This is a genomic window from Streptomyces sp. NPDC086147 (genome assembly GCF_040702165.1).
Lineage (GTDB): Bacteria > Actinomycetota > Actinomycetes > Streptomycetales > Streptomycetaceae > Streptomyces.
The window spans coordinates 1-12,576 of record NZ_JBFBJO010000009.1 but is presented as its reverse complement, the minus strand read 5'-3'; the positions used below and the strand labels follow the sequence as shown (position 1 = coordinate 12,576).

The 12,576-nt window shown below is 71.8% G+C and carries 13 protein-coding genes; 8 read left to right on the top strand and 5 right to left on the bottom strand.

Translation table 11 applies throughout. The features are described 5' to 3' along the window. Nucleotides 1-172: 172 nt before the first annotated feature. On the bottom strand, nt 173-1,072 hold the full coding sequence (locus tag AB0398_RS20410; protein ID WP_366376956.1) for an RNA polymerase sigma factor SigF: 900 nt from the start codon (nt 1,070-1,072) through the stop codon (nt 173-175). Between the two features lie 218 nt (nt 1,073-1,290). Between AB0398_RS20410 and AB0398_RS20405 the strand changes: the two genes are divergently transcribed. Together AB0398_RS20405 and AB0398_RS20400 are read left to right on the top strand one after the other, a co-directional pair. Further along, nucleotides 1,291-1,659, top strand: a complete 369-nt coding sequence (locus tag AB0398_RS20405; protein ID WP_366376954.1) for an STAS domain-containing protein — start codon at nt 1,291-1,293, stop codon at nt 1,657-1,659. A 106-nt stretch (nt 1,660-1,765) separates the two neighbouring features. Continuing rightward, the gene (locus AB0398_RS20400) at nt 1,766-2,188 is read left to right on the top strand and encodes an ATP-binding protein (protein ID WP_366376952.1); all 423 of its coding nucleotides are present in this window, start codon (nt 1,766-1,768) and stop codon (nt 2,186-2,188) included. Nucleotides 2,189-2,275: 87 nt separating this feature from the next. Here AB0398_RS20400 and AB0398_RS20395 read toward each other — a convergent pair whose 3' ends face one another. Beyond that, nucleotides 2,276-3,796 (bottom strand): oligopeptide:H+ symporter, encoded by a 1,521-nt coding sequence (locus AB0398_RS20395; protein WP_366376950.1) that lies wholly within the window; start codon nt 3,794-3,796, stop codon nt 2,276-2,278. A gap of 425 nt (nt 3,797-4,221) precedes the next feature. On the opposite strand from AB0398_RS20395, the gene AB0398_RS20390 reads away from it, so the two are divergent. Continuing rightward, entirely contained in the window at nt 4,222-4,899 is a 678-nt protein-coding gene (locus AB0398_RS20390; protein ID WP_366376948.1) for a response regulator transcription factor, read from the top strand. A 20-nt stretch (nt 4,900-4,919) separates the two neighbouring features. Continuing rightward, nucleotides 4,920-6,191 carry an ATP-binding protein gene (locus AB0398_RS20385; RefSeq protein WP_366376946.1) on the top strand — a complete coding sequence of 424 codons (1,272 nt, stop codon included), beginning with the start codon at nt 4,920-4,922 and terminating at the stop codon, nt 6,189-6,191. Nucleotides 6,192-6,200: 9 nt separating this feature from the next. Here AB0398_RS20385 and AB0398_RS20380 read toward each other — a convergent pair whose 3' ends face one another. Further along, a complete protein-coding gene (locus AB0398_RS20380; RefSeq protein WP_366376944.1) occupies nt 6,201-6,716 on the bottom strand; it encodes a GtrA family protein in 516 nt (171 codons plus the stop codon). Between the two features lie 223 nt (nt 6,717-6,939). Between AB0398_RS20380 and AB0398_RS20375 the strand changes: the two genes are divergently transcribed. From AB0398_RS20375 to AB0398_RS20365, 3 genes are read left to right on the top strand one after another with little or no spacing between them, the layout of a single operon-like run. Next, entirely contained in the window at nt 6,940-8,079 is a 1,140-nt protein-coding gene (locus AB0398_RS20375; protein WP_366376942.1) for a 5-(carboxyamino)imidazole ribonucleotide synthase, read from the top strand. Further along, nucleotides 8,076-8,603, top strand: a complete 528-nt coding sequence (gene purE / locus AB0398_RS20370) for a 5-(carboxyamino)imidazole ribonucleotide mutase (RefSeq protein ID WP_366376940.1) — start codon at nt 8,076-8,078, stop codon at nt 8,601-8,603. The genes AB0398_RS20375 and purE overlap by 4 nt, the downstream gene beginning before the upstream one ends. Next, nucleotides 8,600-9,802 carry a dipeptidase gene (locus AB0398_RS20365; protein WP_366376938.1) on the top strand — a complete coding sequence of 401 codons (1,203 nt, stop codon included), beginning with the start codon at nt 8,600-8,602 and terminating at the stop codon, nt 9,800-9,802. Before purE ends, AB0398_RS20365 begins: the two co-directional genes overlap by 4 nt. A gap of 6 nt (nt 9,803-9,808) precedes the next feature. Here the strand turns inward: AB0398_RS20365 and AB0398_RS20360 are convergent, their stop codons facing one another. Next, entirely contained in the window at nt 9,809-10,189 is a 381-nt protein-coding gene (locus AB0398_RS20360) for a VOC family protein (protein WP_366376936.1), read from the bottom strand. 276 nt (nt 10,190-10,465) lie between these two features. Between AB0398_RS20360 and AB0398_RS20355 the strand changes: the two genes are divergently transcribed. Continuing rightward, nucleotides 10,466-10,981: a cupin domain-containing protein gene (locus AB0398_RS20355; RefSeq protein ID WP_366376934.1), complete on the top strand. Its 516-nt coding sequence runs from the start codon at nt 10,466-10,468 to the stop codon at nt 10,979-10,981. Nucleotides 10,982-11,020: 39 nt separating this feature from the next. On the opposite strand, the gene AB0398_RS20350 is transcribed toward AB0398_RS20355, so the two are convergent. Then, nucleotides 11,021-12,346: a UDP-glucose/GDP-mannose dehydrogenase family protein gene (locus AB0398_RS20350; protein ID WP_366376932.1), complete on the bottom strand. Its 1,326-nt coding sequence runs from the start codon at nt 12,344-12,346 to the stop codon at nt 11,021-11,023. Nucleotides 12,347-12,576 lie beyond the last annotated feature (230 nt).

Below are 12,576 nucleotides of genomic sequence, written 5' to 3'. Positions count from 1 at the left end.
TGCCCCCCGGGACCCCCCGGGCGCGAGGGGGCCGGGCCCGGCGGGCGCGGCGCCCCGGCGGCCCGGCCGCGGGCCACGGGCCCGTTCACGGTCCGCGGACCGTGAACGGGCCCTTTCCGCGGCCGACTTCACGGCTGCGGCCATTGTGGCGGCCCGGGGCGGGGGCCGGAGGTCATTCCTCCAGAGTGAGGCCCTGGCGCAGCCGGGTGAGGGTGCGGGCGAGGAGGCGGGAGACGTGCATCTGGGAGATGCCGAGCTCCTCGCCGATCTCCGACTGGGTCAGGCCGGAGACGAAGCGCAGGGAGAGGATCTGCCGCTCGCGGGAGGGCAGCGAGGCGATCATCGGCTTGAGGGAGGCGATGTACTCGATGCCGGTGATGGCGCGGTCCTCGTAGCCGAGCCGGTCGGCGAGCGCGGCCTCGCCGCCTCCGCCGTCCTCCTCGGTGGGCTGGGCGTCGAGCGAGCTGGCGGTGTACGCGTTGCTCGCGGTCATGCCCTCGACGACCTCCTCCGGCGCGATGCCGAGTTCCCCGGCGAGCTCGGCGACGGTGGGGGAGCGGTCCAGGCGCTGGGAGAGGTCGTCCGTGGCCCGGGCGAGGTCGAGGCGGAGCTCCTGGAGGCGGCGGGGTACGTGCACGGACCAGGAGGTGTCGCGGAAGAAGCGCTTGATCTCGCCGATGATGGTCGGCATCGCGAAGGTGGGGAACTCGACCCCGCGGGAGAGCTCGAAGCGGTCGATGGCCTTGATGAGGCCGATGGTGCCGACCTGGACGATGTCCTCCATCGGTTCGCTGCGGGTGCCGAACCGGGCGGCGGCGAAGCGGACGAGGGCGAGGTTGAGTTCGACGAGGGTGTTGCGGACGTACGCGTGGTCGTGGGTGCCCTCCTCCAGCTCCGCGAGGCGGGCGAAGAGGTCCTTCGACAGGGCGCGCGCGTCGACCGGGCCGATCCGGTCGAGGGGCTGGTCGAGCAGCCGGTCGGCGAGCCCGTCGGTGAGGGGGGCGGTGGGGTCGACGGAAAGGATTGCCGACGGCGCGTCGGGGGTACGCGTGGCGTCGAGCCGGGGTGACATGGGTCTCCTTCGGGTTCTTCTCGCAGCGGTTTGCGGCGCCTCCAAGCCGGCCGTTTCGGGTGTTTCTCTAGCCCTACCTGCTCGACCCCGAAGGTTGCAAGTGCCATTAATCCCGTTTGTCCCGTTATGAGATGGACCTCGTGTGCATCGAAGGGCGCTCCGCTTGTAGTGTTCGAGGACGTCAGTCGGCATCCGCGAGAGCGAGAAGAGGCACGGCCATGGACCGCGAACACATCGGCAGCGCACTGCCCGCGCGGCTGCGGGTCGAGACGCGGGCCGTGGGGGAGAGCGAACTCCTCACACCGGTGGGCGAACTCGACCATCACACCGCCGAACTCCTGCGCGAACCCCTGGACGGGGCACTGGACGCGGGCCGCTCCCGGCTCGTCGTCGACTGCTCCGGTCTGGAGTTCTGCGACTCGACCGGGCTCAACGTGCTGCTCGGCGCCCGGCTGCGGGCGGACGCCGCCGGCGGCGCGGTGCACCTGGTGGGCATGCGGCCCGCGGTGGCCCGGGTGTTCCACATCACGGGGGCGGACACCGTCTTCACCGTCCACGACACGCTCGCGACGGCACTCCCCGAATGAGCACGGCCGGACCGGGCAGCCGGACCCCGGGGCCCGGTTCCCGCCCCGGTCCCGCACGACCCGCACGTCCCGCCCCAGTCCCGTCGATCGGTGAGGTGAAGCGCTGATGGACCAAGCTTCCGACGTCCGTACGCTCGCCCTCGGCGAGACCAGCGGCACGGTGCCGCTCGCCCGCGACTTCACGCGGACGGCGCTCCACGAGTGGGGCTGGCTGCCCGCCGACACCGCCGACCGCAGGGCTGCCGCCGAGGACGTCCTCCTGGTCGTCTCCGAGCTGGTCACCAACGCCTGCCTGCACGCCGACGGGGCCGAGAGCCTGCGCGTCCTGCGGCTGCCCAAGGTGCTGCGCCTCGAAGTCACCGACCGCGGCGCGGGCCAGCCCGCCCCGCGCACCCCGCACCGCGCCGGGCGCCCCGGCGGCCACGGCATGTTCATCGTCCAGCGCCTCTGCCGCGACTGGGGCATCGACCGCACGCCCGGGGCCCTCGGCAAGACGGTCTGGGCGGAGCTCTCGGCGCCCGTCGACTGAGACCGGGTCCACCCGGGCCCGTGAAAACGGCGGAGGCCGCCGCACCGATCCGGTGCGGCGGCCTCCTGCGTGAGCGGCGGGGCGACGTCAGTGGACGTTGCCCATGAGGCTCTGGACCTTCTTGCGGTACATGAAGACCGCGATGCCGGCCAGGACGGCGAGGGACGCCTGCATGGCGATGATGCCCGTGCCGTTGAGGTCGACGCCCGCGATGGAGAGCAGACCCGTGGTGCAGTCACCGGCGGTGACGGCGAGGAACCACACGCCCATCATCTGGGAGGCGTACTTCTGCGGCGCCATCTTCGTGGTGACGGAGAGGCCGACCGGGGAGAGGCACAGCTCGCCGATGGTCTGGATCATGTAGATCGAGACGAGCCACATCGGGGAGACCATGGTGCCGTCGCCCGCCATGCCCATCGGGACGACGAAGACGAAGAAGGACGCGCCGACCAGGACGAGGCCCATCGCGAACTTCACGACGGTGCTCGGCTCCTGGTTCCTGCGGGCCAGCCACAGCCACAGCCAGGCGAAGACCGGGGCCAGCGTCATGACGAACAGCGGGTTCAGGGACTGGTACCAGGTGGCGGAGAAGCCCAGGCCGAAGATCTTGTCGGCGGTCTTGTCGTCCGCGAACAGCGACAGGGTCGAGCCGCCCTGGTCGTAGATCATCCAGAAGATGGCGGCGGCGACGAAGAACCAGATGTAGCCGTTCATCTTCGACTGCTCGGTCGCGCTGAGGTCCTTGTCGCGCTTGATGCGGGCGAGGACGGTGACCGGGATGGCCAGACCGGCGACGGTGAGCGGGATCAGGGCCCAGTTCAGGGTGAACAGGTCGAGGCCCACGACGACGCCGTAGAAGACGGCGACGAGGACGGTCACCAGGGCGACCTTGGTGACGATCGCCTTGCGCTCCTCGGCGGAGAGCGGGTTCGGGACCTCGCTGCTCTTCGGGTTCAGGCTCTTGCCGAAGCCCAGGAAGACGGCTAGGCCCAGCGCCATGCCGACCGCGGCGAGCGCGAAGCCGATGTGCCAGTTGACTTCCTTGCCGATCGTGCCGATGACGAACGGGGCGACGAAGGCGCCGAGGTTGATGCCGATGTAGAACAGCGTGAAGCCGCCGTCACGGCGCGGGTCCTCGGGACCGTCGTAGAGGTGGCCCACCATCGTCGAGATGTTGGCCTTCAGCAGACCGGAGCCGACCGCGACGAACGCGAGGCCGAGGAAGAACATCGCCTGACCGGGAACGGCCAGCAGGACGTGACCGGCGATGATCACGAAACCGGCGATGGTGACGGTCTTGCGGGCGCCCCACACGCGGTCGCCGAACCAGCCGCCCGGCATGGCCATGAGGTAGACCATCGACACGTAGACCGAGTAGATGGCCGTGGCCGTGGCCGCCTTCATCGCCAGGCCGCCGCCCTGGGCGCCCACGGCGGCTTCGGTGCCGCCGGAGACCAGGTAGTAGACCAGCAGGGCCCTCATGCCGTAGTAGGAGAAGCGCTCCCACATCTCGGTGAAGAAGAGGGTGGTCAGGCCCCGGGGGTGGCCGAGGAACGTCTTCTGGTACCGGGGGGCCCCGGTCGAAGCCGTCGTCAGGCTGGACGCCATGTCGATCCTTGCTCTGTCGGGACGCTCGCTTTGTGAGCGGGGTGCGCCCGGTGGGGGAGCCGGCACCGGCGGAATCGTGGAACTCCGCCGGGATCCACGCCCCGCGAGCGCGTCTTCGCGTCCCGGGACCCGGCCCACAGGTCATTCGCCGTCGTCGAGGCCGGCTGGGCCCACCTCACGCAGAAAAGAGGACCCCGACCCATCAAGCCGGTCAAAGGTCCCCGAATGCCGCTACAGACGTCTCGCCACCATACGACACGACAGTGCCGGATATGGAAGGACTTGAGACATGGATCACAGGCAGAAGTGCAACCGTACAGCGTCATTCGAAGGTCACACACAAGATGCCCACATGATCCGCAGGGCCCACCCGGGCCCGGCGGATCGCACCCCGGGCCGGGGGCCGTGCGGACTACCATCACCCCATGACCCGTGTACTGCTCGCCGAGGACGACGCGTCCATCTCGGAACCGCTGGCCCGCGCCCTGCGGAGGGAGGGGTACGAGGTCGAGGTCCGCGAGGACGGTCCCGCCGCCCTCGACACCGGCCTCCAGGGCGGCGTCGACCTGGTCGTGCTCGACCTGGGCCTCCCCGGCATGGACGGCCTGGAGGTCGCCCGGCGGCTGCGCGCCGAGGGGCACGCGGTCCCCATCCTGGTGCTCACCGCACGCGCCGACGAGGTCGACACCGTCGTCGGGCTCGACGCGGGCGCCGACGACTACGTCACCAAGCCCTTCCGGCTCGCCGAGCTCCTCGCCCGGGTCCGGGCCCTGCTCCGGCGCGGCGCCACCGAGCCCGTCGCCGCCCCCTCCACCCACGGCGTGCGCATCGACGTCGAGTCGCACCGCGCCTGGATGGGCGACGAGGAGCTCCAGCTCACCGCCAAGGAGTTCGACCTGCTCCGGGTCCTGGTCCGGGACGCCGGCCGGGTCGTCACCCGCGACCAGCTCATGCGCGAGGTCTGGGACACCACCTGGTGGTCCTCCACCAAGACCCTCGACATGCACATCTCGTGGCTGCGCAAGAAGCTCGGCGACGACGCGGCGAACCCGCGCTACATCGCCACCGTGCGCGGCGTCGGCTTCCGCTTCGAGAAGAGCTGACCCCCAGCGAAAGAGACTCCGTGCGCCGCCGTCTGATCAACTCCACGCTCGCCGTGGTGCTCGTCGTCATCGCCGTCTTCGGCGTCTCCCTCGTCATCGTCGAGACCCGCACGATCGCCGGCAGCGCCCAGGAGAGCGTGGACTCGGAGGCGCTGCGGATCGTCTCCATCGTCGACAGCCGGCTCATCGGCGGCGAGCCGGTCAACCCGGACATCCTCGCCGAGCAGAGCGGCGCCAAGCGGTACGCGCAGATCCTCATCCCCGGCCGCGACCCGATCTCGATCGGGGAGCGGCCCGGGGGCGAGGTCATCCGCGGCACCGCCGAGGGCGAGCGCGGCGAGACCGTGATCGTCGAGGAGTCCCGCTCGACCGTCACCGCCGAGGTCGGCCGCACCCTCCTGATCATCGGCGCGGTGGCCCTGCTCGCCGTCGTCGCCGCCGTCCTCCTCGCCGTACGGCAGGCCAACCGGCTCGCCTCCCCGCTCACCGACCTCGCCGAGACCGCCGAACGCCTGGGCTCCGGCGACCCGCGCCCCCGGCACAAGCGGTACGGGGTGCCCGAGCTGGACCGGGTCGCGGACGTCCTCGACGCCTCCGCCGAGCGGATCGCCCGGATGCTCACCGCCGAGCGCCGGCTCGCCGCCGACGCCTCCCACCAGCTCCGCACGCCCCTCACCGCGCTCTCCATGCGCCTGGAGGAGGTCGCCCTCGCCGACGACCTGGACACGGTCAAGGAGGAGGCGACGATCGCCCTCACCCAGGTCGAGCGGCTCACCGACGTCGTGCAGCGGCTCCTCACCAACTCCCGCGACCCCCGCACCGGCTCCGCCGTCGCCTTCGACCTGGACGAGGTCGTCAAGCAGCAGATCGAGGAGTGGCGGCCGGCCTACCGCAGCGCGGGGCGGGCCATCGTGCACTCCGGCAAGCACGGGATGCGGGCCGTGGGCACCCCGGGCGCGGTCGCCCAGGTCCTCGCCGCCCTGATCGAGAACTCGCTCATGCACGGCGGCGGCACGGTCGCCCTGCGGACCCGGGTCACCGGCAACCAGTCGGTGATCGAGGTCACCGACGAGGGGCCGGGCGTCCCGGCCGACCTCGGCGCGCGGATCTTCGAGCGGGCCGTCAGCGGCCGCAGCTCCACCGGCATCGGCCTGGCGGTCGCCCGCGACCTCGCGGAGGCGGACGGCGGGCGCCTGGAGCTCCTCCAGCAGCAGCCGCCGGTCTTCGCGCTCTTCCTCGGCCGCGAGGGCAGGAGCGTCCCGGACCGGCCGTCGGACCGCCCCGTACGCTGAAAAGCCCGGTCAGACCCGGTCGGGCTGGCGGCGGGCCGCCTGCCGCGGCGCCTGCTCCAGGAACGATTCGGCGGTCTGCACGGCCTCCTTCGCCGGCAGGGCGCGGAAGACCCAGGTGCGGTACGACCAGAAGCGGAACAGGGTCGCGATCCCGATCCCGAAGAACTTGAAGAAGTTGCTCGCCAGCGGGCCGTCCCAGCCGAAGCCGTACGTCGCCGTGTAGAGCAGGCCGTTCTGGATCACCAGGCCGATCAGGCTGAAGACCAGGAAGAGGGACATCTCCTTGGTGCGCCTACTCTTGTCGCGGTCCCGGTAGGTGAAGTACCGGAAGCCGACGTAGTTGAACGCGATGGCCACCACGGTGGCGACGACGCTCGCCCGCACGACGGGGAGGTCCGTGAAGTGGCGCACGAGGTTGAACACCCCGAGGTCGACCAGGACCCCCACGGCGCCCACGGCCCCGAACTTCGCGAGCTCGCGGAAGAGCCGGTCGAGTCGCGTGCGCAGCGCGCCGGGTTCACTCATGGTGATGGCTCTGTCCCGTCCGTCCGGGTGACGCCCGGGTGACGTCATCCAGTCCATGCTAACCAGGGCCCCTGGCACATGCCGGGGTACCGCGCGAACCGTGGCCGAACCTCGCCCTCGCCACCGGGCCCTCCCGGCGCTTCTTCCCCCGGTTTCCGGGCCGACGCTTGTGCCAAGACACAGCCGGACGAGTGTTCCCCGATGGTGCGGATACCCTAAGAGGGTGACGTTTCCGGTAGTCGGCATGGTCGGTGGCGGTCAGCTCGCCCGTATGACCCACGAGGCGGGCATCCCCCTCGGCATCAAGTTCAAGCTCCTCAGTGACACTCCGCAGGACTCCGCGGCCCAGGTGGTGAGCGAGGTCGTCATCGGCGACTACCGCGACCTGGACACGCTGCGTGACTTCGCGCGCGGATGCGACGTGATCACCTTCGATCACGAGCACGTCCCCACCGAGCACCTGCGGGCCCTGGAGGCGGACGGCATCCCCGTCCGCCCGGGACCCGACGCGCTGGTGCACGCGCAGGACAAGGGGGTGATGCGCGCCCGGCTCGACGCGATCGGCGCGCCGAGCCCGCGCCACCGCATCGTCGCGGACCCGGCGGACGCGGAGGCCTTCGCGGCCGAGGTCGGGGGCTTCCCGATCATCCTCAAGACCGTGCGCGGCGGCTACGACGGCAAGGGCGTCTGGTTCGTGCGTTCGCCCGAGGACGCCCGCGACCCCTTCCTGGCCGGCGTCCCGGTCCTCGCGGAGGAGAAGGTCGACTTCACGCGCGAGCTGGCGGCGAACATCGTCCGCTCCCCGCACGGCCAGGCCGTCGCCTACCCGGTCGTCGAGTCCCGCCAGGTCGACGGCGTCTGCGACACCGTGATCGCGCCCGCCCCCGACCTGTCCGAGGAGCTCTCCGGGCAGGCCCAGGAGCTGGCGCTGCGGATCGCCCGGGAGCTGGGCGTCGTCGGCCACCTCGCCGTGGAGCTGTTCGAGACCGCGGACGGCCGCATCCTGGTCAACGAGCTGGCGATGCGCCCGCACAACTCCGGCCACTGGACCCAGGACGGCGCGATCACCTCGCAGTTCGCCAACCACGTCCGGGCGGTCCTCGACCTCCCCCTCGGCGACCCGCGCCCGCGCGCGCGGTGGACCGTGATGTGCAACGTCCTGGGCGGCGACTACCCGGACATGTACTCCGCGTACCTGCACTGCATGGCCAGGGACCCGCAGCTCAAGATCCACATGTACGGCAAGGACGTGAAGCCCGGACGCAAGGTGGGCCACGTCAACACCTACGGCGACGACCTGGACGACGTGCTGGAGCGCGCCCGCCACGCCGCCGGCTACCTGCGAGGGACGATCACCGAATGAGCACCAGCCCCGTCGTCGGCATCGTCATGGGTTCGGACTCCGACTGGCCCGTCATGGAGGCCGCCGCCCAGGCCCTGGACGAGTTCGAGATCCCGTACGAGGTCGGCGTCGTCTCCGCGCACCGGATGCCGCGCGAGATGATCGCGTACGGCGAGGAGGCGGCCGGCCGCGGTCTGAAGGCGATCGTCGCGGGCGCGGGCGGCGCCGCCCACCTGCCCGGCATGCTCGCCTCCGTCACCCCGCTGCCCGTGATCGGCGTGCCCGTGCCGCTGAAGTACCTCGACGGCATGGACTCGCTGCTCTCCATCGTGCAGATGCCGGCCGGCGTGCCGGTCGCCACGGTCTCCGTCGGCGGCGCCCGCAACGCGGGCCTGCTCGCGGCCCGGATCCTCGCCGCGCACGACCCGGCGCTGCTCGACCGGATGCGCGCCTTCCAGCAGGAGCTGAACGACCAGGCGACGGAGAAGGGCAAGCGGCTGCGCGCCAAGGTCGAGGGCGCCGAGTCCTTCGGCTTCGCCCGGTGACCGCCGCCGACCGCCTCGCCGAGGCGCGCGAGCTCTTGGCCGGCTACCCCGTGGTCGACGGCCACAACGACCTGCCGTGGGCCCTGCGGGAGCACGTCCGCTACGACCTGGACCGCATGGACATCGCGGCCGACCAGACCGGCGCGCTCCACACCGACCTGGCCCGGCTGCGGGCCGGCGGCGTCGGCGCCCAGTTCTGGTCGGTGTACGTGCCCTGCCGGTTCACCGGGGACGACGCGGTCAGCGCCACCCTGGAGCAGATCGACGCCGTCGACCAGCTCCTGGAGCGGTACGCCGCCGACCTCGCGCCCGCGCTGACGGCGGACGACATGGAGGCGGCCCGGAAGCAGGGCCGCATCGCCTCCCTCAAGGGGGCCGAGGGCGGCCACTCGATCAACAACTCCCTCGCCACCCTGCGCGCGCTGCACGCCCTGGGCGTGCGCTACATGACGCTCACCCACAACGACAACAACGACTGGGCGGACTCGGCGACCGACGCCCCCGGCGTCGGCGGGCTCTCCGCCTTCGGCCGGCAGGTCGTCCGCGAGATGAACCGCTGCGGCATGCTGGTCGACCTCTCGCACGTGGCCGCGACGACCATGCGGGACGCCCTGGACGCCACCGCCGCGCCGGTGATCTTCTCGCACTCCTCGGCCCGGGCGGTCTGCGACCACCCGCGCAACGTGCCGGACGACGTCCTGGAGCGGCTGCCCGCCAACGGCGGCGTCGCGATGGCCACCTTCGTGCCCAAGTTCATCCTCCCGGCGGCCGTCGAGTGGACCGCGCGGGCGGACGAGAACCTGCGGGAGCACGGCTTCGACCACCTCGACACCACCGCCGGGGCGATGGCGCTGCACCGCGCCTACGAGGAGGCGAACCCGCGCCCGGTGGCCACCGCCGCCACGGTCGCCGACCACCTCGACCACATGCGCGAGGTCGCCGGAATCGACCACATCGGCATCGGCGGCGACTACGACGGCACGGCCTTCACGCCCTCGGGCCTGGACGACGTCGCCGGCTACCCGAACCTGGTCGCGGAGCTGCTGCACCGCGGCTGGTCGCACCCGGACCTGGCCAGGCTGACCTGGTCCAACGCGGTCCGCGTGCTGCGCGACGCGGAGGACGTCTCCCGCGACCTGAGGGACCGCACGACGCCGTCGAACGCGACGATCGAGTCCCTGGACGGCCCGGGGGCCTGACCGCTCCTACAGGTCCACGCAGAGGCAGAACGGGTGCCCGACCGGGTCCGCGTACACGCGGAAGTCGCGGTCGGGGCCGCCCGCGTCGAGCAGCTTGGCGCCGAGCGCGAGGACCTGCTCCTCGCCCCGGTCGAGGTCGTCCACGGTCAGGTCCAGGTGGAACTGCTGCTCGCCCGTCTCCCCGGGCCAGTCCGGCGCCACGTACCCGGAGACCTCCTGGAAGGCGAGCTGGGTGCCGTCGTGCCCGGAGAGGACCACCCAGGAGTCCCCCTCCTCGGAGTCCTCGGAGACCCGGGGGGAGCTGCCGAGGATCCCGGCGTAGAAGGTGGCGAGGGACAGCGGGTCGGGACAGTCCAGGACGACGGACCGCAGGGTGGCGACGGGCATGGCTCTCCTCGTGCTCGTACGGGTGGGGCGTTCCCACCCACCGTCCGCCTCTACCCGCATCCGCGCACGGCAAGGCCACCCACCTGCTGCCACCCGACGGAACGCCGTCGGCCCATCGGCTCCGCCCGTCCGCGGGACTACCGCCCGTCGGACGAGCCGTAGGTCTCCGGTCCCCGGTCCGGCGGCCCCGAGATCGTCCGCGAGCCCGATGCCGGCCCGTGGGGGCGGAGACCACCATGCGGAGGGAGATCAACGGACCCGCCGAAGGAGCAGAACGTGTCCCACCCCGAGGACTTCGCGTACCCCGAGCCCCGCTACCACGGCGACAAGGGCGAGGTGAACGCGACCTTCCGCCCCGCCGACACCCCGCCGGACATCGCCTCGCCCGGCGGCTCCACCCACTACCTCGCCACCCACGCCTCGACCGGCGGCGAGTTCGGCTTCTACAAGGTGGACCTCGGTCCCCGGGCCGCCGGGGCCAAGCCCCACTTCCACAAGGCCATGTCCGAGTCCTTCTACGTCCTCTCCGGCGAACTGGAGCTCTACGACGGCGACAAGTGGGTCACCGGGCGCGCGGGCGACTTCCTGTACGTACCGGTCGGAGGCCTGCACGCCTTCAAGAACGCGACCGAGGAGCCCACGTCCATGCTCATGCTCTTCTCCCCGGGCGCTCCGCGCGAGGAGTACTTCGAGCGGGTCGCGGAGGTGGCGCGGCGCGGCGGCGAGGAGCTCAAGCGGTTCCGCGTCCGGCACGACAGCTACTTCGTGGAGGACTTCGAGCCGGGGGAGTAGGCCGGGCCCGGACCGGCGCCCGGCAGGGCCCCAGAGGCGCTACGCGCGCGGCCGTCCCATCGCCCGGTACGTCCAGCCCGCGCCGCGCCACCGCGCCGCGTCGAGCGCGTTGCGGCCGTCGAGGACGATCCGGGCGGACACCGCCTCGCCCAGCTCCGCCGGGTCCAGCTCGCGGAACTCGCGCCACTCCGTCAGGTGCAGCACCACGTCCGCCCCCCGCACGGCCTCCAGGGCCGAGTCCGCGTATCCCAGGGTCGGGAAGAGGCGGCGGGCGTTCTCCATGCCCTTCGGGTCGTAGACGGTGACCTGGCCGCCCTGGAGGTGTATCTGCCCGGCCACGTTCAGGGCGGGGGAGTCGCGGACGTCGTCCGAGTCCGGCTTGAAGGTGGCGCCGAGGACGGCGACCCGGCGGCCCAGGAAGGAGTTCCCGCCCAGGGCCTCGCGGGCCATCTCGACCATCTGGCCGCGCCGCCGCATGTTGATGGAGTCGATCTCGCGCAGGAAGGTCAGCGCCTGGTCGGCGCCCAGCTCGCCCGCCCGGGCCATGAACGCCCGGATGTCCTTCGGCAGGCAGCCGCCGCCGAAGCCGATGCCGGCCCGCAGGAACTTGGCGCCGATCCGGTCGTCGTGGCCGATGGCCTCCGCCAGCTTGGCGACGTCGCCGTCCGCGGCCTCGCAGACCTCCGCCATCGCGTTGATGAAGGAGATCTTGGTGGCGAGGAAGGAGTTCGCGGCGGTCTTCACCAGCTCGGCCGTCGGGAAGTCGGTCACGACGAACGGCGAGCCCTCGCCGACCGGCACCGCGTACACCTCGCGCAGCAGCTTCTCGGCCCGCTCGCCGCGCACGCCGACCACGATCCGGTCCGGGTGCAGGGTGTCGCCGACGGCGAAGCCCTCCCGCAGGAACTCGGGGTTCCAGGCCAGCTCGACGCCGGCCGGGAGCAGGGCCGCGAGCCGCTCGGCCGAGCCGACCGGCACGGTCGACTTGCCGACGACCAGGGCCCCTTCCCGTACGACCCCGGCGAGGGAGGCGAAGGCGGCGTCCACGTGACTCATGTCACAGGCGTACTCGCCGTGCTTCTGCGGGGTGTTCACGCAGACGAAGTGCACGTCGCCGAAGGCACCGGCCTCCTCCCAGGAGGTGGTGAACCGCAGCCGGCCGCTCGACCCCTCGATGCCCGCCACGTGCTTCGCGAGCAGCTCTTCGAGCCCCGGCTCGTACATGGGGACCCGGCCGGAGGACAGCAGCTCGATCTTCTCGGGCACGACGTCGAGCCCGAGCACCTCGAAGCCCAGCTCCGCCATGGCCGCGGCGTGGGTGGCGCCGAGGTAGCCGGTGCCGATCACGGTGATCTTGAGGGCCATGCGGTACTCCAGTGGGTCGGGCGGAATGCCTGCCCGAGCATAGCCGTGCCCTGGTCGGGGGCTCGGTCACGCCCTACCATTTGGGTTACTTAACGGTAGTTAGCCGACCTGGGAGTGAATGAGCGTGGCGGGTTCCAAGGACTTCGACCTGTATCGGCCTTCGGAGGAGCACGACATGCTCCGGGAGTCGGTGCGTGCGCTGGCGGAGGCGAAGATCGCGCCGTTCGCGG

Excerpts from the sequence above, each read along its gene's own strand:
- AB0398_RS20410 (WP_366376956.1), bottom strand. The coding sequence starts at position 1,072 with ATGTCACCCCGGCTCGACGCCACGCGTACCCCCGACGCGCCGTCGGCA.
- AB0398_RS20405 (WP_366376954.1), top strand. The coding sequence starts at position 1,291 with ATGGACCGCGAACACATCGGCAGCGCACTGCCCGCGCGGCTGCGGGTC.
- AB0398_RS20400 (WP_366376952.1), top strand. The coding sequence starts at position 1,766 with ATGGACCAAGCTTCCGACGTCCGTACGCTCGCCCTCGGCGAGACCAGC.
- AB0398_RS20395 (WP_366376950.1), bottom strand. The coding sequence starts at position 3,796 with ATGGCGTCCAGCCTGACGACGGCTTCGACCGGGGCCCCCCGGTACCAG.
- AB0398_RS20390 (WP_366376948.1), top strand. The coding sequence starts at position 4,222 with ATGACCCGTGTACTGCTCGCCGAGGACGACGCGTCCATCTCGGAACCG.
- AB0398_RS20380 (WP_366376944.1), bottom strand. The coding sequence starts at position 6,716 with ATGAGTGAACCCGGCGCGCTGCGCACGCGACTCGACCGGCTCTTCCGC.
- purE (WP_366376940.1), top strand. The coding sequence starts at position 8,076 with ATGAGCACCAGCCCCGTCGTCGGCATCGTCATGGGTTCGGACTCCGAC.
- AB0398_RS20360 (WP_366376936.1), bottom strand. The coding sequence starts at position 10,189 with ATGCCCGTCGCCACCCTGCGGTCCGTCGTCCTGGACTGTCCCGACCCG.
- AB0398_RS20350 (WP_366376932.1), bottom strand. The coding sequence starts at position 12,346 with ATGGCCCTCAAGATCACCGTGATCGGCACCGGCTACCTCGGCGCCACC.